Source organism: Pseudolysinimonas sp. (genome assembly GCF_051954455.1).
Lineage (GTDB): Bacteria > Actinomycetota > Actinomycetes > Actinomycetales > Microbacteriaceae > Pseudolysinimonas.
In genome coordinates this window covers 1-23,452 of sequence record NZ_JBQCHS010000017.1, presented here as the reverse complement: position 1 = coordinate 23,452, position 23,452 = coordinate 1, and the positions used below count along the sequence as shown (strand labels likewise).

19 protein-coding genes are annotated in these 23,452 nt (G+C 72.0%); 8 read left to right on the top strand and 11 right to left on the bottom strand.

Annotated features, from left to right (window positions below):
- Positions 1 to 92: 92 nt before the first annotated feature.
- Entirely contained in the window at positions 93 to 1,844 is a 1,752-nt protein-coding gene (locus ACTHM3_RS08015; RefSeq protein WP_440405591.1) for an NAD+ synthase, read from the bottom strand.
- 67 nt (positions 1,845 to 1,911) lie between these two features.
- Here ACTHM3_RS08015 and ACTHM3_RS08010 point away from each other — a divergent pair, with 67 nt between their 5' ends.
- Both ACTHM3_RS08010 and ACTHM3_RS08005 read left to right on the top strand, forming a co-directional pair.
- Entirely contained in the window at positions 1,912 to 3,249 is a 1,338-nt protein-coding gene (locus ACTHM3_RS08010; RefSeq protein WP_440405590.1) for a glutamine synthetase family protein, read from the top strand.
- A 22-nt stretch (positions 3,250 to 3,271) separates the two neighbouring features.
- The gene (locus tag ACTHM3_RS08005) at positions 3,272 to 6,154 is read left to right on the top strand and encodes a bifunctional [glutamine synthetase] adenylyltransferase/[glutamine synthetase]-adenylyl-L-tyrosine phosphorylase (RefSeq protein WP_440405589.1); all 2,883 of its coding nucleotides are present in this window, start codon (positions 3,272 to 3,274) and stop codon (positions 6,152 to 6,154) included.
- Between the two features lie 37 nt (positions 6,155 to 6,191).
- Here the strand turns inward: ACTHM3_RS08005 and pnuC are convergent, their stop codons facing one another.
- Entirely contained in the window at positions 6,192 to 6,902 is a 711-nt protein-coding gene (pnuC, locus tag ACTHM3_RS08000; protein WP_440405588.1) for a nicotinamide riboside transporter PnuC, read from the bottom strand.
- A gap of 101 nt (positions 6,903 to 7,003) precedes the next feature.
- Entirely contained in the window at positions 7,004 to 7,411 is a 408-nt protein-coding gene (locus ACTHM3_RS07995; protein WP_440405587.1) for a hypothetical protein, read from the bottom strand.
- 63 nt (positions 7,412 to 7,474) lie between these two features.
- On the opposite strand from ACTHM3_RS07995, the gene ACTHM3_RS07990 reads away from it, so the two are divergent.
- The gene (locus ACTHM3_RS07990) at positions 7,475 to 8,089 is read left to right on the top strand and encodes a TetR/AcrR family transcriptional regulator (RefSeq protein ID WP_440405586.1); all 615 of its coding nucleotides are present in this window, start codon (positions 7,475 to 7,477) and stop codon (positions 8,087 to 8,089) included.
- A gap of 294 nt (positions 8,090 to 8,383) precedes the next feature.
- Here the strand turns inward: ACTHM3_RS07990 and glnA are convergent, their stop codons facing one another.
- Complete coding sequence (glnA, locus tag ACTHM3_RS07985) at positions 8,384 to 9,808, bottom strand: type I glutamate--ammonia ligase (protein WP_440405642.1); 1,425 nt, start codon at positions 9,806 to 9,808, stop codon at positions 8,384 to 8,386.
- A gap of 150 nt (positions 9,809 to 9,958) precedes the next feature.
- Here glnA and ACTHM3_RS07980 point away from each other — a divergent pair, with 150 nt between their 5' ends.
- Complete coding sequence (locus ACTHM3_RS07980) at positions 9,959 to 10,372, top strand: RDD family protein (RefSeq protein WP_440405585.1); 414 nt, start codon at positions 9,959 to 9,961, stop codon at positions 10,370 to 10,372.
- Between the two features lie 7 nt (positions 10,373 to 10,379).
- Here the strand turns inward: ACTHM3_RS07980 and ACTHM3_RS07975 are convergent, their stop codons facing one another.
- From ACTHM3_RS07975 to lipB, 4 genes are read right to left on the bottom strand one after another with little or no spacing between them, the layout of a single operon-like run.
- Positions 10,380 to 10,976 carry a class I SAM-dependent methyltransferase gene (locus ACTHM3_RS07975; RefSeq protein ID WP_440405584.1) on the bottom strand — a complete coding sequence of 199 codons (597 nt, stop codon included), beginning with the start codon at positions 10,974 to 10,976 and terminating at the stop codon, positions 10,380 to 10,382.
- Between the two features lie 8 nt (positions 10,977 to 10,984).
- The gene (locus tag ACTHM3_RS07970; RefSeq protein ID WP_440405583.1) at positions 10,985 to 11,704 is read right to left on the bottom strand and encodes a DUF4191 domain-containing protein; all 720 of its coding nucleotides are present in this window, start codon (positions 11,702 to 11,704) and stop codon (positions 10,985 to 10,987) included.
- Between the two features lie 49 nt (positions 11,705 to 11,753).
- Positions 11,754 to 12,773 (bottom strand): lipoyl synthase, encoded by a 1,020-nt coding sequence (gene lipA / locus ACTHM3_RS07965; protein ID WP_440405582.1) that lies wholly within the window; start codon positions 12,771 to 12,773, stop codon positions 11,754 to 11,756.
- Complete coding sequence (gene lipB, locus ACTHM3_RS07960; RefSeq protein WP_440405581.1) at positions 12,770 to 13,432, bottom strand: lipoyl(octanoyl) transferase LipB; 663 nt, start codon at positions 13,430 to 13,432, stop codon at positions 12,770 to 12,772. Before lipB ends, lipA begins: the two co-directional genes overlap by 4 nt.
- Positions 13,433 to 13,538: 106 nt before the next feature.
- Between lipB and ACTHM3_RS07955 the strand changes: the two genes are divergently transcribed.
- Positions 13,539 to 14,945, top strand: coding sequence for a protein kinase domain-containing protein (locus ACTHM3_RS07955; protein ID WP_440405580.1), 1,407 nt, complete (start codon positions 13,539 to 13,541; stop codon positions 14,943 to 14,945).
- 24 nt (positions 14,946 to 14,969) lie between these two features.
- On the opposite strand, the gene sucB is transcribed toward ACTHM3_RS07955, so the two are convergent.
- The 3 genes from sucB to ACTHM3_RS07940 form a co-directional block, all read right to left on the bottom strand.
- Complete coding sequence (sucB, locus tag ACTHM3_RS07950; RefSeq protein WP_440405579.1) at positions 14,970 to 16,580, bottom strand: 2-oxoglutarate dehydrogenase, E2 component, dihydrolipoamide succinyltransferase; 1,611 nt, start codon at positions 16,578 to 16,580, stop codon at positions 14,970 to 14,972.
- A gap of 45 nt (positions 16,581 to 16,625) precedes the next feature.
- Positions 16,626 to 17,999: a dihydrolipoyl dehydrogenase gene (gene lpdA, locus ACTHM3_RS07945; protein WP_440405578.1), complete on the bottom strand. Its 1,374-nt coding sequence runs from the start codon at positions 17,997 to 17,999 to the stop codon at positions 16,626 to 16,628.
- 97 nt (positions 18,000 to 18,096) lie between these two features.
- Positions 18,097 to 19,584 (bottom strand): leucyl aminopeptidase, encoded by a 1,488-nt coding sequence (locus ACTHM3_RS07940; RefSeq protein WP_440405577.1) that lies wholly within the window; start codon positions 19,582 to 19,584, stop codon positions 18,097 to 18,099.
- A gap of 105 nt (positions 19,585 to 19,689) precedes the next feature.
- Between ACTHM3_RS07940 and ACTHM3_RS07935 the strand changes: the two genes are divergently transcribed.
- The 3 genes from ACTHM3_RS07935 to ACTHM3_RS07925 all read left to right on the top strand — a co-directional run.
- Entirely contained in the window at positions 19,690 to 20,601 is a 912-nt protein-coding gene (locus tag ACTHM3_RS07935; protein WP_440405576.1) for a proteasome assembly chaperone family protein, read from the top strand.
- Between the two features lie 35 nt (positions 20,602 to 20,636).
- Complete coding sequence (locus ACTHM3_RS07930) at positions 20,637 to 21,998, top strand: MFS transporter (RefSeq protein WP_440405575.1); 1,362 nt, start codon at positions 20,637 to 20,639, stop codon at positions 21,996 to 21,998.
- A gap of 122 nt (positions 21,999 to 22,120) precedes the next feature.
- Positions 22,121 to 23,452: RNA polymerase sigma factor (locus tag ACTHM3_RS07925; RefSeq protein ID WP_440405574.1), on the top strand; the 1,332-nt coding region annotated here is incomplete at its 3' end.

Genomic DNA, 23,452 nt, shown 5'->3' with positions numbered 1-23,452 from the left:
AGCCTCGCGGACTGTCTGCTCCGTCATTCGTCCCCGATGCGCCGCGCGCGGGGTTCGGCGGATCCGTCATTCGTCCCGCGGAACACGACACCTCAACCGAGGTTCGGCCGGTAGGTGATCGGGAGTCGGCGGTCGCGCCCGAACGCCATGCCCGAGATCTTCGGGCCGATCGCGCCCTGGCGGCGCTTCCACTCCGACTGGTCGACGAGCTTCGCCACGAAGTACACGGTGTCGTGGTCGTAGCCGCGGGCCACGATGTCGTCGCGGCCGAGTCGCTGCGTCACGTAGAGCTCGAGGATCGCGTCGAGCAGCTCGTACGGCGGCAGCGTGTCCTGATCGGTCTGGTCGGGGCGCAGCTCGGCGCTCGGCGGCTTCTCGATCGACGCGGCCGGGATCGGTTCGGTCTCGCCGCGTGAGCGCGCGTGCTCGTTGCGCCAGCGCGCCAGCTCCCAGACCAGCGTCTTCGGCACGTCCTTGATCGGCGCGAAGCCCCCGGCGGCGTCGCCGTAGATCGTCGAGTACCCGACCGCGACCTCGGTCTTGTTGCCGTTGGTGAGCGCCAGGTGGCCGTGCATGTTCGACTCGGCCATCCAGACGAGGCCGCGGATGCGCGCCTGCACGTTCTCCGCGGCCGTGCCGCTCAGCTGCAGCGCGTCCTCGATGGGCTGCACGAGCTCCGCGATCGGCTGCGTGGTGAAGTGGATGCCGAGACGCTCGGCGAGGTCGGCCGCGTCGTCCTTCGACCCCGGGGAGCTGTACCGGCTCGGCAGCGAGATGCCGTAGACACGGTCGGGGCCGAGCGCGTCGGTCGCGAGCGCCGCGACGACGCTCGAGTCGATGCCGCCGGAGAGCCCGAGCACGACCGACGGGAAGCGGTTCTTCTCGACGTAGTCGCGGAGCCCGAGCACCAGGGCGTTCCAGAGCTGCTCGCGGTCGTCCGGCGGCGTCGCCACGTCGCGCGGGATGTCGGGGACGGCCCGGCGGGCGGGGAGCGCGATCTCGACGCGCGCGACGTCCTCGGGCAGCGGCGCGTCACCGGCATCCGCGGGGTCGACGTCGACGACGAGCAGGTGCTCGCGGAACTGCGGCGCCCGCGCGAGGATCGCGCCGCGTCCGTCCACGACCACGCTGTCGCCGTCGAACACGAGGTCGTCCTGGCCGCCCACGATGTTGACGTAGGCGACGATCGTGTCGGTCTCCTGCGCCCTCCGGGTCACGAGGGGCAGACGCACGTCGTCCTTGTCGCGCTCGAACGGCGATGCGTTGATCACGAGGAGCAGCCCCGCGTCCGCCTGGAGCACCCGCCCGACGGGCCCGCCGTCGCGCCACAGGTCCTCGCACACGATGAGGGCGACGTCGGCCGCCGGCTCGCCGGGCCGGCCCACGCGCAGCACGAGGAGCTCGTCGCCCGGGATGAAGATGCGATACTCGTCGAACACCGAGTAGTTGGGCAGGTGGTGCTTGGCGTAGCGCGCCCGCACCCCGCCGTGCTGCAGCACCGCGGCGGCGTTCTGCGCGATCGCCGTGGGCGCGTTGGAGGTGCCGAGCAGTCGCGGCTCGAACGGTCCGTCGGGGTAGCCGACCACCACGACGAGGTCGCCGAGCCCCTCGGCCTCGAGCCGGGCGGCCAGGCGCGGGACCGCGTCGTGCGCCGCGCGGAGGAACGAGGGCTGCGCCGCGAGATCCTCGATCGGGTAGCCCGAGACGACCATCTCGCCCGCCAGCAGGATCTCGGCCCCGGCCTCCCTCGCCCGGTGCGCCGCGGCGACGACGGCCTCGAGATTGCCGGAGATGTCGCCGACCACGGGATTCGTCTGTGCGAGAGCCAAGCGGAGTCGGGGCATGCCAGTAGCCTATTGACGCCCCGTCCCGCAGGGCCGGAGCGGCGTCGCAGCGGCGCAGGAGGGAAACATGGACAAGCAGCGTGACTTCGTCCTCCGCACCATCGAGGAGCGCGGGGTCAAGTTCGTGCGCCTGTGGTTCACCGACGTGGTCGGAACGCTCAAATCCGTCGCGCTCGCTCCAGCGGAGGTGGAGGGCGCCTTCAACGAGGGCGTCGGCTTCGACGGCTCGGCGATCGAGGGGCTGAGCCGCTCGTACGAGGCGGACGTGCTCGCGCATCCCGACCCGACGACCTTCCAGATCCTCCCGTGGCGCGGCGAGGTCGACCCCACGGCGCGGATGTTCTGCGACATCACGACGCCCGACGGGCAGCCCGCTGTGGCCGATCCGCGCAACGTGCTGAAGCGCGCCCTCGCCAAGGCGGGCGACCGCGGCTTCACGTTCTACGTGCATCCCGAGATCGAGTTCTACCTGCTGAAGTCGGCCGAGCTCGTCAACGGCGAGCCGGTCCCCGTCGACAAGGCCGGCTACTTCGACAACGTGCCGGGCGGCACGGCGCACGACTTCCGCCGACGCGCGGTCCGCATGCTCGAGGACCTGTCGATCTCGGTGGAGTTCAGCCATCACGAGGCGGGCCCCGGCCAGAACGAGATCGACCTGCGCTACGCCGACGCGCTCACGATGGCCGACAACATCATGACCTTCCGCACGGTCGTCAAGGAGGTCGCCATCGAGCAGGGGTCGTACGCGACCTTCATGCCGAAGCCGCTCTCCGACCACCCGGGCTCCGGGATGCACACACACGTGTCGCTCTTCGAAGGCGACACGAACGCGTTCTATGACGCGGGCGGGCAGTACCAGCTCTCGCAGATCGGGCGGCAGTTCGTCGCCGGGCTCCTGCGCCACGCGCCCGAGATCACCGCCGTCACGAACCAGTTCGTCAACTCCTACAAGCGGCTCTGGGGCGGCGACGAGGCGCCCAGCTACATCACCTGGGGCCACAACAACCGGTCCTCGCTCGTCCGCGTCCCGCTCTACAAGCCGGGCAAGGGCAACAGCGCCCGGATCGAGTACCGCGCGATCGACTCGGCCGCCAACCCGTACCTCAGCTTCGCGCTGCTGCTCGGCGCCGGGCTCAAGGGCATCGAGGAGGGCTACGAGCTCCCGCCGGAGGCCGAGGGCGACGTCTGGAGCCTGACCAACGCCGAGCGCCGCGCCCTCGGCTACGAGCGGCTCCCCGGCAGCCTCGACGAGGCGCTGCGACTCATGGAGCGCAGCGAGCTCGTGGCTGAGGCCCTCGGCGAGCAGGTGTTCGAGTACGTGCTCCTCAACAAGCGCCGCGAGTGGAACGGCTACCGCGCCCGCGTGACACCGTTCGAGCTCGAGAGCAACCTCGAGATCCTCTGACGCGCCGCGGCGTCGCGCACCGATGAGCCGGGGCACCACCACCCTCACCGAGCTGGCTCGGCTGGGCTTCGCCGGTCTCGGCGAGGCCGCCGAGCGCCTCGAGCAGGTGCCGGCCGGGCTGGTGCCGCTCTTCGCCGACGCGGCCGACCCCGACCAGGCGCTCCGCCTGCTGCTGGGGCTGCTCGAGTCGGCTCCGGAGGCGACGGGCGCCGCGCTCGACGACCCGACCTCCGCCGCGGCGCTCGTGCGCGTCCTCGGCGCGTCGGAGGGGCTCGCGACCTTCCTGCACCGGCATCCCGAGCACCTCGCGGCACTGCGCGAACCGGTCGCCGCGCCGGAGGCACTCGGCCCGATCGTCGTCGCCGGCACCGGCGAAGCTGCGTGGAGCACGCTGCGGGTGTCGTACCGCCGAGAGCTGCTGCGGCTCGCGGCGTGGGCCCTCGCCCAGCCCGATCCGACGGCCGTGGTCGACCGGGTGGCCTCCGCCCTCGCCGACCTCGCGGGCGCCGCGCTCGACGCCTCGCTCCTCATCGCGCGGGCCGGGGCGGGAGGCGACCCGACGCCGCTCGCCATCATCGGGATGGGCAAGGCCGGGGCGCGTGAGCTCAACTACCTGAGCGACGTCGACGTCATCTTCGTCACCGAGGGCGACGACACCGCGGTCTCGCGCGCGACGCGACTCGCGCGCGAGACCATGCGGGGGATTCAAGAGCTCGCGATCGAGCCGGGGCTCTGGGAGGTCGACGCGAACCTCCGACCGGAGGGCAAGGACGGCGCGCTGGTCCGCACCCTCCAGTCCCATCTCGCGTACTACGAGCGCTGGGCGAAGTCGTGGGAGTTCCAGGCGCTGCTGAAGGCGCGGCCGCTCGCCGGCGACCGGGAGCTGGGAGAGCGCTATGTCGCCGGCGTCGCGCCCATGGTGTGGGCGATCTCGACCCGCGAGGGCTTCGTCGAGAACGTGCAGCGCATGCGCGAGCGGGTCACCGAGAACATCCCGACCGACGAGGTCGACGTGCAGCTGAAGCTCGGGCCCGGGGGCCTGCGCGACGTCGAGTTCACGGTGCAGCTGCTCCAGCTCGTGCACGGGCACGCCGACCCGGCCGTGCGGGTGCGATCGACGCTCGAGGCGCTGCAGGTGCTCGCGGAGCGGGGGTATATCGGCCGCGTGGAATCGGCGGAGTTCGCGCGCGACTACCGGTTCCTCCGCACGATGGAGCACCGGCTGCAGCTGTCCCGCCTGCGACGCACGCACCTCATGCCGCGGAACGAGGACGCGCTCCGCGTCCTCGCGCGCGCGACCGGGATCGCGACGAGCGCGTCGGCGCTGCTCGACGCGTGGCAGGCGGTCAAGCTCGAGGTGCGCAGCCTCCACGAGCGGCTGTTCTACCGTCCGCTGCTCTCGGCCGTCGCGGCGCTGCCGGACGACGGCTACGCGCTCACGAGCGAGCAGGCCGAGGCGCGTCTCGCAGCGATCGGCTTCCAGGATCCGGGCGGCGCGCTCCGGCATATCGCGGCGCTGACGAGCGGGGTGTCGCGGCGCGCGCAGATCCAGCGCACCCTCCTCCCGGTCATGCTCCAGTGGTTCTCGGAGGGGCCCGACCCCGACTACGGGCTGCTCGCGTTCCGCCGGTTGAGCGACGAGCTCGGCGAGGCGTACTGGTTCCTGCGGATGCTGCGCGACTCGTCGGGGGCCGCGAAGCGCCTCACTGAGGCGCTCTCGGGCTCGCGCTACGTCGGCGGCCTGCTGGAGCGGATCCCGGAGGCCGCCGCCTGGCTCGAGAACGACGCCGAGCTCCGGCCGCGCCCGCTCGCGGCCCTGCTCGAGGAGGCGCGCGCGACGGTCGCGCGCCACGCCGACGACCCGGACGCCGCCGCCGGGGTGCTCCGCACGGCGCGCCGCCGCGAGGTCCTGCGGATCGCGCTCGGCGGCATCCTCGGACTGCTGTCAATCGAGGAGATCGCGCAGGGCCTCGCCGACGTCACGACCGTGATCCTGCAGGGCGTCCTCGACCTCGTGCACCGCCCGGGCGACGGCATCGAGTTCGGGGTCATCGCGATGGGGCGGTATGGGGGAGCCGAACTCGGCTTCGGCAGCGACGCCGACGTCATGTGGGTGTACCGCCCTGCCGGCGCGCCGGGCGAGGAGACGCCGGGCGACGAGGCGCAGCGCACCGCGGAGCGGATCGTCCGCGACCTGAACCGGCTCTCGGAGGATCTCCGCCTGCCGCTCGAGCTCGACATCGGGCTCCGGCCGGAGGGCCGCAACGGCGCGGTCGTGCGGTCGTTGGAGTCATACCGGGCCTACTACGCCCGCTGGTCGCTCACCTGGGAGGCGCAGGCGCTGCTGCGCGCGCGGGGGGTCGCCGGCGACGCGCCGCTGCTGGCCGCGTTCGAGGAGGTGGCCGACATCACGCGCTACCCCGCCGCGTTGTCGGAGGCCGACGCCCGCGAGGTGCGGCGGATCAAGGCACGGGTGGAGTCGGAGCGGCTGCCGCAGGGTGCGGATCCATCGCGGCACCTCAAGCTCGGGCGCGGGTCCCTGAGCGACGTGGAGTGGTTCGTGCAGCTCCTGCAGCTGCAGCATGCCGCCGCGGTGCCGGAGCTCCGCACCACGTCGACGCTACGCGCACTCGACGCCGCGGCCGAGGCCGGGCTCGTCGACGCGGCCGACGCCGAGCGACTCGGCACCGCCTGGCGTCTCGCCTCCCGGGTGCGGTCGGCCGTCACCCTGTGGACCGCGAAGACGGCCGACGTGCTGCCCACCGACCGGCGCGCGCTCGAGGGCGTCGCGCGGCTCCTGGAGTATCCGCCCGGCAGCGCGAGCCGACTGGAGGAGGACTACCTCCGCGTCACGCGCATCGCCCGCCGCGTCTTCGAGCGCGGCTTCTACGGCGACGACGCCTGAGGCGCCCAGCTGCCGACGGCAATCACCCGTCCCTCTCTCACGGAGCCGCCCGGTCCGGCGCCGGCGACGCGGTCTCGACACCGGCCGTCGCCGGCTGCGTGCCCGGGAGCACCCGCTGCGGCCGCCTGGAGCGCGCCCACACCACGAAGCCGAAGATCGTGAACGCTCCGTAGAACGCGTACATCGCACCGGAGGCGTAGTAGCCCGCGGAGAACAGCAGCGGCACCCCGACCGCGTCGACCGCGACCCAGATCAGCCAGAACTCCACCCAGCCGCGCGCCATGCCGTAGGTCGCGAGGAGCGAGCCGACGAAGATCCAGGCGTCGCTCCAGACCGGCTCGTAGGACCCGAGTGCCCGGAACAGCGGCGTGAGGGCGAGCGTGCCGCCGACCATCACGACGACGATGCCGATGCGCGCCGGCCACGACGCCCAGCGCGGGCTGAACGCGCGGGCCTCGCCGCGCCGACTCCATCGCCACCAGCCGTACGCCGACACGATCACGAACATGACCTGCCGTCCGGCCTGACCCAGCAGGTTGACGGGGTGCGGGGTGTCGAACACGGCGCCGAGGAAGACCGTGAACAGGAGGACGTTGCCGGCGATCCCCACCGGCCAGGCCCAGACCCGCCGCCGCATGCCGCCGAGGGCGCTGAGCAGCCCGAACACGTTGCCGAGGACCTCCCGCCAGAGCACGACCTGGTCGCCGATGCGGATCTGCGCATCGAAGAGCCAGAGCAGCGGGTTCACGCGGATCCTCGGAACGGGAGCGACGCTCGGGTGGCGGGCATCTCGAGCCTAGACCGCGGCACGACAGCGGCGCCCCAGGCTCCGTCGGCGGGGTTCGTCGCTCAGTGGCCCACGGCCGCGATGATGCTGAGCGCCCGCTCGCCGATGAAGCTGGCGACCGCCGCGACGATGACGAGGAGCGGCAGCCCGACACCGACCCGGGTTCCCCCGGCCGGTACCGGCACGCGGCCGGTGCGCCGGGCGAGCACCAGCACCGACAGGGCTCCGGCTGCGATGGCCGAGGCGATCGAGACGACGTTGGCCAGCAGGAACGACAGCAGCCCGAGGGGAGGGACCGCCATGACGGGAAGGAACGCGTCGGCGACGGTCAAGATCCAGGAGCCGCCCAGGACCAGCGTCGCGCCGGCCAGGATCCGCTGATCCGATGCGCGACGGAACGGGCCTCCGCCGATGCGCGCGAGCGCCGCGGCGCCCCCCGAGATCAGCAGCCAACGGAGCAGATAGTTCATGACGCCCTTCCACGGGTCGAGTGATAAAAACCACCACAGTGGTTGTTTAGTTAGTCTATGCCCGTGGAACCGAATGATCCGGCCGCGCGGCGAGGCCCCTACCGAAAGGGCCTGGCCCAGCGCGCCCGGCTGGTCGCCGCGGCGATGAGCGCCTTCGAACGTCGCGGCTGTGATCTGACCCTGGCGGACGTCGCCGAGGCGGCGGGGGTGTCGCGCGAAGCGGTGCGGCACTACTTCGCGACGGTGAGCGACCTGCTCCTCGCTCTGCAGGGGGAGTACGACGCCCGCAACGCCCGGCTCAGCGCGGATGACGAGCCCCTGCCGGAACGGGTCGCAGCGGCCGTGCGCTCGGCGTACGCGGCGCGCGGGTCGGCGGCTCTGACGGCCCTGCTCACTGCTCGCGCCGTGATCGACGGCGAGAGCTCGGTCGGCCGAGCGATGCGGGAACGGTCGGCGCGTCTCCGGACCTCGCTCGCGGCGGCGGTGCAGGCGGCACAGGACGCGGGCGAGTTCCGCGACGACATCGCGGCACCTGTGCTGGCGCGCCTCCTGCTCGCGGCAGCGCAGGGGCTCGCGACCCAGGAGCTGGTCGAGGGGGAGCGTGCGGCCGAGGGTGACCTGCACGAGGAGGCGCTCATCCGTCTGTTCGCGCCCTCCGGCGGGAGACGCGCCGGCTGATCGAGATGCGCCCTGCTTCCCGGCCGCATGCCGAGACGTGCGGCCGGGAAGACTCGGGTGGACGGGCCATCGGGGGCTGACCGACGTCCGTCGTCTCGGACGTGGGGGATGCCGAGACCCGGCAAAGCTACGTGCCGTCGCGCGGGTGGCAGGGTGAACAGACCTGTCTCACAGCGGACGCTCCCCGAATCCCCGGACGGGTGCACGCGCTGCGTCGGCCCCGGGGACGACGCTGCCCGGCCACCGGACGTTCCGCGGGAGCGGGAGTGAGCCGGTGGCCGGGCAGTCGAGGAATCAGACCCCGAAGTACAGCTCGTACTCGAAGGGATGCGGCCGCTGCGCGAAGGGCAGCAGCTCCTTCTCGCGCTTGTAGTCGATCCAGGTCCGGATGAGGTCCTCGGTGAAGACCCCGCCCGCGAGCAGGAACTCGTGGTCGGCCTCGAGGGCCTCGAGCGCCTCGCCGAGCGAGCCCGGCAGCTGCGGGATGTTCTTGGCCTCCTCCGGGGGGAGCTCGTAGAGGTCCTTGTCGACCGGCTCGTGCGGCTCGATCTTGTTCTGGATGCCGTCGATGCCGGCCATGAGCTGCACCGCGAACGCGAGGTACGGGTTGCCCGAGGCGTCCGGCGCGCGGAACTCGATGCGCTTCGCCTTGGGGTTGGTTCCCGTGATCGGGATGCGGATCGAGGCCGAGCGGTTGCCGGCCGAGTAGACCAGGTTGACGGGGGCCTCGAAGCCCGGGATCAGGCGGTGGTAGGAGTTGACCGTCGGGTTCGTGAACGCGGAGATCGCGGCCGCGTGCTTGAGGATGCCGCCGATGTACCAGCGCGCGATGTCCGACAGGCCGCCGTAGCCCTTCTCGTCGTAGAAGAGCGGCTTGCCGTCGTTCCAGAGCGACTGGTGCGTGTGCATGCCCGAGCCGTTGTCGCCCATGAGCGGCTTCGGCATGAAGGTCGCGACCTTGCCCCACTCGAGCGCCGTGTTCTTGACGATGTACTTGAACTTCAGGATGTCGTCCGCCGCGTGGACCATCGTGTCGAACTTGTAGTTGATCTCGCCCTGGCCGGCGGTGCCGACCTCGTGGTGGCTGCGCTCGACCTCGAGGCCGACCTCCATGAGCTTCACGACGATGTCGTCGCGCAGGTCCGCGTGCTGGTCGACCGGCGTGACGGGGAAGTAGCCGCCCTTGTACGGGGTCTTGTTGGCGAGGTTGCCGCCCTCCTCCTCGCGACCGGTGTTCCAGGCAGCCTCCGAGGAGTCGACCTCGTAGAAGCTCTTGTTCTGGCGCACCTCGTAGCGCACGTCGTCGAAGATGTAGAACTCCGCCTCGGGCGCGAAGAACGCGGTGTCGGCGATGCCGGTGGAGGCGAGGTACTTCTCCGCCTTCTTCGCGACCTGACGCGGGTCGCGGCCGTAGACCTCGCCGTTGCGCGGGTTGTAGATGTCGAAGACGATCACGAGCGTGCGCTCGGTGCGGAACGGATCGACGTAGGCGGTCGAGATGTCCGGGATGAGCTGCAGGTCGGACTCGTGGATCGACTGGAAGCCGCGGATGCTGGAGCCGTCGAACAGCTGACCGACCGAGAAGAAGTCCTCGTCGACCGTGGAGGCCGGGATGTTGAAGTGCTGCTGGATGCCGGGCAGATCGGTGAAGCGGATGTCGAGGAATTTGACATCCGTGTCCTTGATGAACTTCAGGACCTCGGACGAGTCGCTGAACAGGGGCGTGGACATAGGTGGAACTCTCCAGTGGCCGTGGAAACGGGGGATTGCGGGCAGCAACCTGCTGGCAGGTTAGGGGCGGGCGGTTTCCCGACCGTGACCGCATTGTTTCGGGGATGTTACGCAGTCAGCCTCTCATAGGCTCGTCGCGTGCCCGCCTCCGATTCCCGCACCTGGCCCGGCCGTCGGCTCGGGCTCCCGGAGGAGGGTCCGCGTTCGATCGGCCGGCTCGGTCGTCGCATCGGCGGGCTCGCGATCGACTGGGCGATCTCCTACGCGCTGGCGTGGGCGATCTTCCACGGGCGGGACCTCACGGTCGCCGGCTGGATCATCCTCGCCGTCTTCGCGGTGCTCACGATCCTGTTCGAGCTGTTCTTCCTCGGCAGCCCCGGGCACCTGATCCTGCGGATGCGGGTCGTCCCGGTGACCGGCGGGCGGCTCGCGCCCTGGCAGCCGTTCGTCCGCACGCTGCTCGTCTGCCTCGTGATCCCGGCGATCATCCCGGACCAGGATCAGCGCGGGCTGCATGACCGCGCCGCGGCCACCATCCTCGTGCGGGTCTGACGCGGAGTCAGCGCGAGGGTGCGCGCCAGACCAGCGAGTAACGCCAGTACAGCCGGGTGCGATAGCGCGATCCGGGCAGGATCCGCGCCGCGGCCTCGCGGACGCGAGTCGAGGGCAGCGACGCGGCTTGCATCGGTGCGCCGTGGTCGTACCAGCCGAGCACCCGGCGCTTGACGCCGGATACCGGCACCGCGAGCGCGCTCCGGACTCGGTCGAGCGCCGTCGCATCGGTGGCCAGCCCGACGATCACGAGGACGCCGCCGGGCGCGGTCAGGTCGCGCAGCCGGGTGAGGCCGGCCTCCAGGTCCATGTGGTGCAGGGCGGCGAGGCAGGTGACGATCGCGAAGGGCGCCCCGTCGACCTCCGCCTCCAGCACGTCGGCCGTGACGAAGCGGACGCGGGTGTCGGGATGCCGCGCCGCGGCCGCCGCGGACTGGCCGGCATCGGCGTCGAGCCCCACGACCTCGTCGGCGACCCGTGTCAGCAGCGCGGGGAGATCGCCGTCGCCGGTCCCGACGTCGAGGGCGTTCGCGACGCGGCCCGAGCGCGGAGAGACGGTGCGGAGCACCCAGGGCAGGTACTGGATGCTGTGGTTCCAGGCCACGCGGGGATCTAGCGCGGGCGCGGCGCGCGCACGCGGCGCGGGTCGATGCCCTTGGGGATGCCGATACCGCCCATGCCGCGGCTGAGCGACGCGAGCCGGCTCGACACGGCCGAGACCTCGGCCTTGGTGAGGGTGCCCTTGAACTTGCCGAGACTCGGGACGATGCGGTGGAGGGGGGTCGAGTCGGGGTCCGGGCCGACGTAGAGGAAGTTGATCGGGACGTTGGGGAGGATGCGCGCGACGTTCGCGCGCTCCTTCTCCAGCATCGGCTGGGTGCGCGACCGCGGGCCCTCGCCGATGAGGACGACGCCGCCGCGGCCGACCGCCCGGTACACGGCGTCCTGGGTGCGCGGACTGATGTTGATCGGCATCTCGCTGCCCACCCAGGAGCGGCGCAGGCTGTTCTTGAGGACGGCCCCGACCGCGCCCGGCTGGCCCGCGATCCCGGCGTAGGCGGCGCGCTCCGCCCGTCGGCCGAGCACGATGATGGCCAGCAGGACACCGACCAGGACGCCCACGATGATGTAGAGCACGAGGCTGAACACGTTGTCGCGCGCGGTCAGCAGCGCGACGACGATGCCGGCCGCGATCGGCAGCACCAGGCACAGCAGCATCCACCAGACGATGGTCCCGTCGTATCGGCGGGTCATCTGGAAGACCTGCCACATCTGCTTGAGCCGGTTGGGCTCCTTCTCGGGCTTCTCGGTCTTCTCGGTCGCGCGGGCCATGGGGTTCAGAATACGGCCCCTCGGCGCGCGTCCGCGTTGCGGCAGCTGCTCAGGACACCGCCTGGGCGAACTCCTGATTCTGTGCCAGATGCCGCAGCGGCTCGGGGATCTCGCGGCCCTTCGCCAGCATCGAGGTGGCCCAGAGACGCCCCGCCCGGTAGCTCGAGCGCACGAGCGGGCCGGCGAGGACGCCGAGGAATCCGATCTCCTCCGCGACCGTCTTCAACTCCGCGAACTCCTGCGGGGGCACCCACCGCGCGACCGGCAGGTGTCGCGGGCTCGGCCGCAGGTACTGCGTGATCGTGATGATGTCGGTGCCGGCCTCGTGCAGGTCGCGCAGGGCCTGCTCGACCTCCGCGTGCTCTTCGCCCATGCCGAGGATGAGGTTCGACTTGGTGATGAGCCCCGCCGCCCGCGCCTGCGTCAGCACGCCGAGCGAGCGCTCGTAGCGGAACGCCGGCCGGATCCGCTTGAAGATCCGCGGCACCGTCTCGACGTTGTGCGCGAAGACCTCGGGCCGGCTCGAGAACACCTCGCCGAGCAGGTCCGGATCGCCGGAGAAGTCGGTCGCGAGGATCTCGACCCCGGTCCCGGGGTTCGCCGCGTGGATGGCGCGCACCGTCTCGGCGTGCAGCCAGGCCCCCTCGTCAGGCAGGTCGTCGCGCGCGACCCCGGTGACGGTCGCGTAGCGGAGCCCCATCGCCGTGACCGACTCCGCGACCCGCCGCGGCTCGTCGGTGTCGTAGTCGGCGGGCTTGCCGGTGTCGATCTGGCAGAAGTCGCAGCGTCGCGTGCACTGGCTGCCGCCGATGAGGAAGGTGGCCTCGCGATCCTCCCAGCACTCGTAGATGTTCGGGCAGCCGGCCTCCTGGCAGACCGTATGGAGCTCCTCCTCCTTCACGAGCTTCGACAGCTCGGTGAACTCGGGGCCCATCTTCGCCCGCGTCTTGATCCAGTCGGGCTTCCGCTCGATGGGGGTCTGCGCGTTGCGGACCTCGAGGCGCAGGAGCTTGCGGGCGCCCGCGTCGCGCGGGTTGCCCGGCGCGATCCCGTTCGTCACAGCGCTCATGCGGCGACGACCGCGGCCGCGAGGCTCGGGGCGAGGTGGCGTTCGAAGCGCTCGATGACGAGCGGGGCGACGTCCGACGGCGTGACCGTGCGGCCGAGCTCGCGTGTGATGCTCGTCACGCCCGCATCGGCGAGCCCGCAGGCGACGATCGGCTCGTAGGCGTCGAACGCGTTGCTGCAGTTGAGCGCGAAGCCGTGGGTGGTGACACCCGACGCGACGTGGATGCCGATGGCGGCGATCTTGTCACCGGTCGGTCGCGACGGGTCGACGATCCACACGCCCGATCGACCCTCCACCCGGACGCCCGGCACGCCGAGCTCGGCGAGCACGTCGATGAGGAGCCCCTCGAGCCGGCGCACGTAGCCGACGACGTCGATCGGATCCGCGAGCCGGACGATGGGGTAGCCGACGAGCTGCCCCGGGCCGTGCCACGTGATCTTGCCGCCGCGGTCGACCTCGACGACGGGGGTGCCGTCGGTAGGGCGCTCGTGCGGTTCGGTCCGCTTGCCCGCGGTGTACACCGAGGGGTGCTCGAGGAGGATGACGGTATCGGGCGCCCGACCGCTCACCACCGCGGCGTGCACGGCACGCTGCTGCTGGAGGGCGGTCGAATACGGCACGGAGTTGGCGCTTAGCCCCGTGTCGACGTAATCGACCATGGCGTCGACCCTACGCCGCTCCACCCCGGGCCGTGGTGCGCGCGGTCGATCCACAGCGCGTGGCGTGCGGTCCCGCAGGCCGCCGGCGTGCGGTGAGCATGGACCGGTGGACGAGGCGGGCGAGATCGCGGGATACCGGGTGCTGCGCCGGATCGAGCGCGGCGCACGCTCAACCGTGTTCCTCGCTCACGGCGGCGAACCCCCGGGTACGGTCGTGCTGAAGGTGACCGGGGCCGACGATCCGGCCGCGCTCCGGGAGGCGGCGGCACTCGATCGCGGAGCTGGCGCGCACATCATCGAGCTGCGGGATGCGGCGGCCGACGACGATCGGCTCGTCCTCGTCCTGCCGCGACTCGGCGACGACCTCGCCCACCTCCTGGCCGAACGCGCGGAGCTCGAGGGCGGCGAGGCCGTCACGATCCTCGCGCCGCTCGCGGAGACCGTCCGGCGGCTGCACGCGGCGGGCGTCGCCCACGGGGCGCTGACCGCAGCCTGCGTGCGATTCGATGCGGACGGCGCGCCGACGCTGACCGGGTTCGGCTCGTCGAGCGTGTTCGAGGCGGGGCTGCCCGAGGTCGCGCTCGAGCGGGTCCCGGAGGTCGCGGCCGACCGGGCGGCGCTCCGTGAGCTCGCCGCGGCGGTGCTCGCGCGTGTCGGGGGCGCCCGGCGCGAGGCGGCGCAGCGGTTGCACGTCGAGGTGCTGGCGGCGCCGGACGCGGAGATCGCCGGGCGCATCGCGGGCGGGATCTTCGAGGTCGCCGCGGCCCTGCCGGTCCGGATGGGCGATGCGCCCACGACGACGGGGTCCGCGCACGGACGCGTCGTCCCGGTCGGCTCCCCGGTGGCGGAGGTCCGGCCGACGCCGAAGGCGTGGGCGTGGGCCACGCGTGTCGAGGAGCTCCTCGACCGCTCGCCCGCCGCGGAGCTCGCCGCCGCGGCGCGCGCACGCTGGGCGCGGTGGTCGTCCGCGCGGCGGCGGCTGGTGCTCGGCGTGGGCGCCGGGGCGCTGTCTCTCGTCGTGGCGGTCCTGGTGATCCCTGCGCCGACTCCGGGCGGCGCGGTCGCCGCGGGGGAGCGGTCCGCGTCCCCGGCGCCCGCTGCGACGTCCACCGGTTCGTCGCGCGACGCCGCGACCGACCCCGCCGTCACGGGCGACGATCCGGTCGCCGCGGCGACGCCCCTGCTCCGTGCCCGCGCATCGTGCCGGGACGAGCTGTCGATCCTGTGTCTCGACGCGGCGGATCAGCCGGACTCGGCGGCGGCCGATGCCGACCGCGAGGCGATCCGGGTCGGGCAGGTCGGCGGTCGGCTCCCGCCCGACCCCCTGGCCGGCGCGGGCGACGCGCCCCCGGCGCTCACCGAGCGGATCGGAGGGTCGGCGCTCATCGCCGTCGGCGGGGGAGTCTCGCTGCTGCTCGTGCGCGGCGACGACGGGTGGCGCATCCGCGACATCATCGCGCCGGAGCCGGCCGCGACACCCGGACAGACGGCGACGCCGCCACCCGGAAGGTGACGGCGTCGGCGCTGCGGGATCGGATCAGATGCCGAGGTCAGCGGCGAAGTCCGCGGCCTCGAGGCGCTCCTTGACGGCGCCGAGGAAGCGGGCGGCGTCGGCCCCGTCCACGATGCGGTGGTCGTAGGAGAGGGCGAGGTAGACCGTCGACCGGATCGCGATCGCGTCGAGGCCGTCTTCGCTGACCACGACCGGCTTCTTCGCGACGATGCCCGTCCCGAGGATCGCCGACTGCGGCAGGAACACGATCGGGGTGTCGAACAGCGCGCCGCGCGAGCCGGTGTTCGTCACCGTGAAGGTGCCACCGGCGAGCTCGTCGGGCTTCAGCTTGTTGTCGCGGGTGCGGGCCGCCAGGTCGGCGATCTGCTGCGACAGCTGCGCGATGTTCAGCTCGCCCGCGTCGCGGATCACCGGGGTGAGGAGGCCGCGCTCGGTGTCGACCGCGATGCTGATGTTCTCGTGGTCGGGGTAGACGATGCTGTCGCCGTCCACCGTCGAGTTGATGATCGGGAACTGGCGCAGCGCCTCCGCGGCCGCCAGGGTGAAGAACGGCAGGAAGCTCAGCTTGGTGCCGGTCTTCTCGAGGAAGTCGCCCTTCACCCGATCGCGCAGCGCGGCGACCTTGGTGACGTCGACCTCCACGACGGTCGTGAGCTGCGCCAGCGTCTGCATGGAGACGACAGCACGCTCCGCGACCACCTTGCGCAGGCGCGACATCGGCACGGTCGTGCCGCGCAGCGGCGACACCGCGGCGGCCTCTCGCGGCGCGGCGCTGTCGGCCGGAGCCTCGGCGGCGGCCGGTGCCGACGACGCGTCGAGCACGTCCTGCTTGCGGATGCGGCCCCCGACCCCGGTGCCGGTGACGGAACCGAGGTCGATCCCCTTCTCGTGGGCGAGCTTGCGCACGATCGGGGTCACGTAGCCGGCGTGCGACGCGGCATTCTGCTGCGCCTCGGCGGCGGGCGCCGGGGCGGGCTCGGCCGGAGCGGCGGGAGCCGGAGGAGCGGACGCCGCCTCGGGCGCCGCGGTCTCGGCGGCGGGGGAGGGCGTCGCGTACGAGGCACCGGCGTCGACGGTCGGTGCCGCCTGCGGCTGCTCGGGCGCGGCGGGCTCGGCGACGGGCTGCTGCGGAGCGGGGGCGGCCTGCTCGGCCTCGGCCGGCTGCTCGGTCGACGGCACACCGGTCTCCGCCGGTGTCGGCTGCGGAGCGGGCACGGTCGGCGTCGCGGCAGCCTGCACCGCGGCCGCCTGCGGCGCGCTCTGCTCGGGTGCGGGAGCGGGCTGCGCGTCCTCCGGGACCGGTGCGGCCTGCACCGGCGCCGCCGGCTGCTCGACCGGTGCCGCCTGCTCGGGAGCCGCCGCGGCGGGCGCCTCCGGAGCAGCGTCGCCGCCACCCGAGCCGTCCCCGATGGTCACGAGGGCGGTGCCGACCTCGACCGTCTCGTCCTCCTGCACGAGGATCTGCTCGATGACCCCGGCGACCGGCGACGGGATCTCGGTGTCGACCTTGTCGGTCGAGACCTCGAGCAGCGGCTCGTCGACCTCAACCCGGTCGCCGACCTTCTTGAGCCAGCGGGTCACCGTGCCCTCCGTGACGCTCTCCCCGAGCGCAGGAAGGCTGACGGATTCGCTCATCGGTGATGCTCCTTATTCGTGGTGCTGTTCAGGGTAGTCCGGGGGTCAGATCGCGTGGAGCGGCTTACCGGCGAGTGCCAGGAACGCCTCACCCAGCGCCTCGTTCTGCGTCGGGTGCGCGTGGATGTACGGCGCGATGTCCTCCGGGTAGGCCTCCCAGCCCACCGCGAGCTGCGCCTCGCCGATCAGCTCGCCGACACGGGCGCCGATCATATGCACGCCCACGACCGGGCCGTCCTTCACCCGCACGACCTTGACCGAGCCCGAGGTCTCGAGGATGTGGCTCTTGCCGTTGCCGGCCAGGTTGTAGTCGTACGCGACCACCTGGTCGTCGCCGTAGGTCTCCTTGGCCTTCGCCTCGGTGATGCCGACGGACGCGACCTCCGGATCAGAGTAGGTGACGCGCGGGATCGTCGACTCCTCGAGGCGGATCGGGTTCAGGCCCGCGATCTCCTCGGCGACGAAGATGCCCTGCAGGAATCCGCGGTGCGCGAGCTGCAGCCCCGGGACGATGTCGCCGACGGCGTACACGCCCGGCACGTTGGTCTGGAGTCGCTCGTTCGTCAGGACGAAGCCGCGATCCATGGCGACGCCGACCTCCTCGTAGCCGAGGTTCGCGGTGACCGGCCCGCGGCCGACCGCCACGAGGAGGATGTCGCCGTCGAAGGTCGCGCCGTTCTCGAGCGTGACATGCACACCCTGGTCGTCCTGCGTGACCGACTGGAAGCGCACGCCGAGGCTGAACTCGATGCCGCGCTTGCGGAACGCGCGCTCGAACTGCTTCGAGACCGACTCGTCCTCGTTCGGGACGAGGTGCGGCAGCGCCTCGATGATCTGCACGTCGGCTCCCCAGCTCTTCCAGACGCTGGAGAACTCGACACCGATGACGCCGCCGCCGAGGACCAGCGCCTTGCGCGGCACGAAGTCCAGGTTGAGCGCCTGCTCGGAGGTGATGACCCGCCCGCCGATCTCGAGACCGGGGAGCGTGCGGGAGTAGGAACCCGTCGCGAGGACGACGTTCTTGCCGATGACCGTGACATCGCCGACCTGCACGGTCGTGGGCGAGGTGAGGCGCCCCTCGCCCTCGATGGTGGTGATGCCGCGCGCCTTGATGAGCCCCTGCAGACCCTTCCACTTGCTCGACACGATGCTGTCCCGGTACTGCGCGACGGCACCGAGGTCGATGCCGTTCAGCGTGGCCTGCACGCCGAAGCGGGCGGCGTCACGCGCGTGATCGGCGATCTCGGCGGAGTGCAGCAGCGCCTTCGTCGGGATGCACCCGACGTGGAGGCACGTGCCGCCCACCTTGCCCTTCTCGATGAGGCCCACGGTGAGGCCCAGCTCGGCGGCCCGGAGCGCGGCGGCGTAGCCCCCGCTTCCGGCGCCCAGCACGACGAGGTCGAAGTTCTGCTCGGACACCCGGCATCTCCCTGTGCATGAAGCGGAGTGAGCACCGCGCAAAGGGGTGGCGTCGCGGTGCGGACGAAACGGCAGGTGATTCCTGCCGTCGTCAACCCTAGCCCTTTCGGGCGAAGTCTTCCGTGAGCGCGAGCAGGGTCCTGACCGCGGTGCCGGTCGGTCCCTTGGGCGTGAAGCCGTAGGCGCCGCCGGGGTTGTTGGCCGGTCCGGCGATGTCCAGGTGCGCCCACGGGATCGGCGTGCCGTCCGGGCGTGTCCCGACGAAGAACTGCAGGAAGAGCCCGCCCTGGAGCATGTGCCCCTGCCGCTTGCCGGGCCGCGAGTTGAGGATGTCGGCGACGTCGCTGTCGAGCAGCGTGCGCACGTCGGACGGGAGCGGCATCCGCCAGAGGGTCTCGCCGACCCGCTCGCCCGCGGCGACCATCCGCTCGCTCAGCTCGGCGTCGCCCATGACCGGGATGATCCGCTCGCCGAGCGCGATGCGCGCGCCGCCGGTGAGGGTCGCGACGTCGACGATCGCGTCGGGCTGCTCCTCGCTCGCAGCGACGATGCCGTCGGCCATGACGAGCCGTCCCTCGGCGTCGGTGTTGAGCACCTCGACGGTCCTGCCGCCACGGATCGTGATCACGTCGTCCGGACGCATGGCGTCGCCCGAGACCATGTTCTCGGCGATGCACAGCCACGCGGTGAGCCGGATGGGCAGGCCGAGGCGCGCCGCGGCGAGGACGACGTGGAGCACGGCGGCCGCGCCGGTCATGTCGTACTTCATGCCGATGAGCCCCTCGACCGTCTTCATCGAGTAGCCGCCCGAGTCGTAGGTGATGCCCTTGCCGACGAGCGCGAGGTGCCGTTCCGCGCCCTCCGGCGCGTACCGGACGACGACGAGCCGCGGCGGTCGGGTCGACCCCTTGCCCACCGCGAGGATGCCGCCGAAGCCGCCGGCGGCGAGCTCCTGCTCGTCGAGGACCTCGACCTCCACGGGCAGGTCGCGCGCCGCGTCGACCGCGGCCTGGGCGAGCGCCGCGGGGTCGAGCAGATTGGGGGCGGTGCTGGCGAGATCGCGGACCCCGTGGACCGCGTCGGCGACGGCCGCGGCGCGGGCGAGCAGCGCCTCCGGCTCATCCGGCGCCGCGGTCACGACGAGCTCGACGCGCTCCACCGGCGCGATGGGCGCCTCGGTGCGGTAGCCGGCGAAGGCGTAGGCCCCGAGCGCGGCCCCCTCGGCGACGGCCGACAGGGACGCGGAGTCGGCGCCCGGGAGTGCGAAGGCGACGGTTCCGACGCCGGCGAGCTGGCGGGCGGCAGCCCCCGCCGCGGTCCGCAACGCGTCCGGGGTCGGCTCCGCGGCGCCGAGGCCGAGGAGGGCGAGGGGCGCGCGGAACCCCTCGGGTGAGGGCACCCGCACGAGCTGCTCCGCCCGGCCGGTCGCGCCGATGGACGCGAGCGCCGCGTCGATGCCGGCGAGCGCGGGGTGGTCGGAGGCGAGCCGCGGGCCGTCATCGCCGGGAACGACCCCCACGACGAGGACGTCGGCGTCGACGTCGACGAGGGGATCGGTGCGGAAGGCGAGAGCAGGGGAGGTCATGTCGCCACGCTATCTCCGCGGCGGCTGCGCCCTGTTCGCTGTGGGCGTGCCGGAGGGGGCCTCCGCCTCCGGCGGTCGCGCGAGGCGCCGCCCTAAAATCGACGCATGCGCGACCCGGGCGGACTCTACGACCTCTCCCTCGACGCGACGACCGTGCCCGCGGGGCTGCACCTCGTCGCCGGGCTCACCGGCTTCTCCGACGCCGGGGGCGCGGTGAGCCAGGTGAGCGAGTACCTCCTCGACAACCTCGAGATGCGTGAGATCGCGGCTTTCGACACCGACGCGCTGCTCGACTACCGGGCGCGGCGTCCGATCATGACCTTCGTGCAGGATCATCTGACCGACTACAAGCCGGCCAAGCTCTCGCTCTACCTCGCCAAGGACGAGCTGGGCCAGCCGTTCCTGCTCCTCACCGGCTTCGAGCCCGACTTCCAGTGGGAGCGGTTCAGCCAGGCGATCATCCAGCTCGTCCAGCGTTACCAGGTGAGGGACACGACCTGGGTGCACGCCATCCCGATGCCGACCCCGCATACCCGTCCGATCGGCGTCACGGTGAGCGGCAACCGCACGGACCTCATCGACGCCATGTCGGTGTGGAAGCCGTCGACCCAGCTGCCCTCGAACGCCCTGCATCTCGTCGAGTACCGTCTCGCGGAGCTCGGCCATCCGACCGCCGGGTTCGTCCTCCTCATCCCGCATTACCTCTCCGACACCGAGTTCCCGATGGCCGCGGTGACGGCGCTCGAGAGCATCAGTGCCGCGACCGGCCTCATCTTCCCGACCGAGAAGCTGCGCGAGGAGAACCGCGACTTCATCGCGAAGGTCGACGACCAGGTCGAGAACAACCCCGAGCTGCAGCGCCTCGTCGGCACGCTCGAGGCGCGCCACGACTCGTACATGGAGGAGAACCCGCTGCCGTCGCCGCTCGTCGACGAGAGCGGGGAGCTGCCGAGCGCCGAGTCGATCGCCGCGGAGCTCGAGAAGTTCCTCGCCAACCGCCGCGACGACGATCGCTGAGCCGACCCGCGCGCACGCGCCTCTAGCCTGAGGGGATGAACTCCCGCCGGGCCTGGCTCGTCTTCGGGATCGGCGTCTTCGCCTACCTCGTCGCGGTCACCCAGCGGAGCACGTTCGGCGTCGCCGGGGTGGAGGCCACCCAGCGGTTCGCGACGACGGCGGCGGCGCTCTCGACGGTCGCGGTCGTGCAGACGGCCGTCTACGGCCTCCTGCAGGTGCCGGTCGGCGTGCTCCTCGACCGTTTCGGCTCGCGGCGCATCCTCGCGATCGGCGCCGCGCTCATGGCGCTCGGTCAGCTGGTGGTGGCGTTCTCGCCGGTGGTCGGCGTCGCGGTCGTCGGCCGAGTGCTGGTCGGCTGCGGCGACGCGTTCACCTTCCTCTCCGTCATCCGGCTGCTGCCCGGCTGGTTCACGCCGCGGCTGCTGCCGCAGCTGCTCCAGTGGGTCGGGATGCTCGGATCGCTCGGCCAGATCGTCTCGGCCCTGCCGTTCGCCCTGCTGCTGCGGGAGACGAGCTGGCAGGTCGCCTTCCTCTCGGCGGTGGCCCTGTCGGTGCTGTCGACGGTGCTCGTCCTCCTGCTGGTGCGACCCGGCGAGCCCCTGCCGCTCACCACGCCCATCCCGGTCGGCGGCCGCCCCGCCATCCTGCGCAGCGCCCTCGCCCGGCCGGGCACGCAGCTGGGGTTCTGGGCGCACATGATGCTCGGGGCGCTTCCGAACCTCCTCGGCGTGCTCTGGGGGTACCCGTTCCTGACCCAGGCGATCGGGCTGCCGATCGGGCTCGCGGCGGCGGTCATGGGGCTCTTCGTCGCCGCCTCGGTCGTGGGCGGTCCGACCATCGGATGGATCGTCGCGCGCTTCCCGATGCGGCGCAGCAACCTCGTGCTCGGCGTCGGGGCGCTGAGCTACGGCTTCCTGGCGCTCCTGCTCCTCTGGCCCGGGATCCCGCCGCTCTGGTTCGTGATGCTCGCGTTCCTCGGGATCGGCGTCGCCGGGCCGGGATCGATGGTGGGTCTCGACTTCGCGCGCACGTTCAACCCGTCGCACGCCGGCGGCTCTGCGAGCGGGATCGCCAACTCGGGCGGCTTCATCGGCGCGTTCGTGGGGATGTTCGCGATCGGCCTGCTCCTCGACGCACGAGCCGGTCACGACGCGCCGGTCGCGGTCCTGTACTCGTACGACGCGTTCCGAGTCGCGTTCCTCGCGCCCTTCGGGGTCGCGCTCGTCGCGCTCGTCGGCCTGCTGGTCGCGCGCCGCCGCACCCGAGCGCGGATGTTCCTCGAGGACGGAATAATCATCGCCCCCTTCTGGGTTGCACTCTTCCGACGGGTGCGCGGTGGACGACGTCGCCCGAACAGGGGTGGTGACGGCGGAATGCCGTCGCAGCCTGTGCGATAATCGTTCTTCAGGACCCGGTCGGGTTCCCTCGGACACCTTCGTTTCGGCGAATGGCGCGGGGGACTTGACATGGGTCCTAGTGATGCCCGCGGTACACCGACGGCGGGCCGGAAAGGGTCACCATGGCAACCCGGAGCTCTGCGAAGACGGTCGACGAGGACCGCCCCGCTGCAACGACGACGAAGACGGCGGCGGCGAAGACGGCCACCAAGTCCGCCCCGGCCGCGAAGAAGGCCGCGCCCGCCAAGGCCGCGCCCGCCGCGAAGAAGGCGGCGCCCGCGAAGGCCGCCTCGAAGGCCGCGCCCGCCAAGGCATCGAAGGCCACGGCGTCGGACGACGACGAGGACGACGAGCTGGAACCGACCGACGTCGCCGAGCTCGACGGGGACGACGTCGTCGCCGACGACACCGCGACCGACGACACGGATGCGGACGCCGCCCCCGCCAAGGCCGACGCGGAGGCGTCCGACGAGGACGCCGCCGACGAGACGGAGGAGGACAGCGACGAGCCCATCGAGGTGCTGCCGAGCGGGGCGCTCCGGCTCTCGATGACCGACGACGAGGACGAGGTCCCCGTCTACTCCGCCGCGATCACGGGTGCCACGGCCGACCCGGTCAAGGACTACCTCAAGCAGATCGGCAAGGTCGCGCTGCTGAACGCCGCGGAGGAGGTCGAGCTCGCGATGCGCATCGAGGCCGGCCTCTTCGCCGAGGAGAAGCTCGGCGGCATGACCGACCAGGAGAAGCGGACGCAGCTCGGGCGCGAGCTCGCCTGGGTGGCCCGCGACGGTCAGCGTGCCAAGTCGCACCTGCTCGGCGCGAACCTCCGTCTCGTCGTCTCGCTCGCGAAGCGCTACACGGGTCGCGGCATGCAGTTCCTGGACCTCATCCAGGAGGGCAACCTCGGCCTCATCCGTGCCGTCGAGAAGTTCGACTACACCAAGGGCTTCAAGTTCTCGACCTACGCCACCTGGTGGATCCGCCAGGCGATCACGCGCGCCATGGCCGATCAGGCGCGCACCATCCGCATCCCGGTCCACATGGTCGAGGTCATCAACAAGCTCGCCCGCGTGCAGCGCCAGATGCTGCAGGACCTGGGCCGCGAGCCCACCCCGGAGGAGCTGAGCCGGGAGCTCGACATGACCCCGGAGAAGGTCATCGAGGTGCAGAAGTACGGCCGCGAGCCGATCTCGCTGCACACCCCGCTCGGCGAGGACGGCGACAGCGAGTTCGGTGACCTCATCGAGGACTCCGAGGCCGTCGTCCCGGCCGACGCCGTGAGCTTCACGCTGCTGCAGGAGCAGCTGCACTCGGTGCTCGACACCCTGTCCGAGCGGGAGGCGGGCGTGGTCTCCATGCGGTTCGGCCTCACCGACGGCCAGCCGAAGACCCTCGACGAGATCGGCAAGGTGTACGGCGTGACCCGGGAGCGGATCCGCCAGATCGAGTCGAAG

What these genes read in the sequence shown, in the direction of transcription:
- ACTHM3_RS08015 (WP_440405591.1), bottom strand. Translation starts at nt 1,844, where the DNA reads ATGCCCCGACTCCGCTTGGCTCTCGCACAGACGAATCCCGTGGTCGGC.
- ACTHM3_RS08010 (WP_440405590.1), top strand. Translation starts at nt 1,912, where the DNA reads ATGGACAAGCAGCGTGACTTCGTCCTCCGCACCATCGAGGAGCGCGGG.
- ACTHM3_RS08005 (WP_440405589.1), top strand. Translation starts at nt 3,272, where the DNA reads ATGAGCCGGGGCACCACCACCCTCACCGAGCTGGCTCGGCTGGGCTTC.
- ACTHM3_RS07995 (WP_440405587.1), bottom strand. Translation starts at nt 7,411, where the DNA reads ATGAACTATCTGCTCCGTTGGCTGCTGATCTCGGGGGGCGCCGCGGCG.
- ACTHM3_RS07970 (WP_440405583.1), bottom strand. Translation starts at nt 11,704, where the DNA reads ATGGCCCGCGCGACCGAGAAGACCGAGAAGCCCGAGAAGGAGCCCAAC.
- lipA (WP_440405582.1), bottom strand. Translation starts at nt 12,773, where the DNA reads ATGAGCGCTGTGACGAACGGGATCGCGCCGGGCAACCCGCGCGACGCG.
- lipB (WP_440405581.1), bottom strand. Translation starts at nt 13,432, where the DNA reads ATGGTCGATTACGTCGACACGGGGCTAAGCGCCAACTCCGTGCCGTAT.
- sucB (WP_440405579.1), bottom strand. Translation starts at nt 16,580, where the DNA reads ATGAGCGAATCCGTCAGCCTTCCTGCGCTCGGGGAGAGCGTCACGGAG.
- ACTHM3_RS07940 (WP_440405577.1), bottom strand. Translation starts at nt 19,584, where the DNA reads ATGACCTCCCCTGCTCTCGCCTTCCGCACCGATCCCCTCGTCGACGTC.
- ACTHM3_RS07935 (WP_440405576.1), top strand. Translation starts at nt 19,690, where the DNA reads ATGCGCGACCCGGGCGGACTCTACGACCTCTCCCTCGACGCGACGACC.
- ACTHM3_RS07930 (WP_440405575.1), top strand. Translation starts at nt 20,637, where the DNA reads ATGAACTCCCGCCGGGCCTGGCTCGTCTTCGGGATCGGCGTCTTCGCC.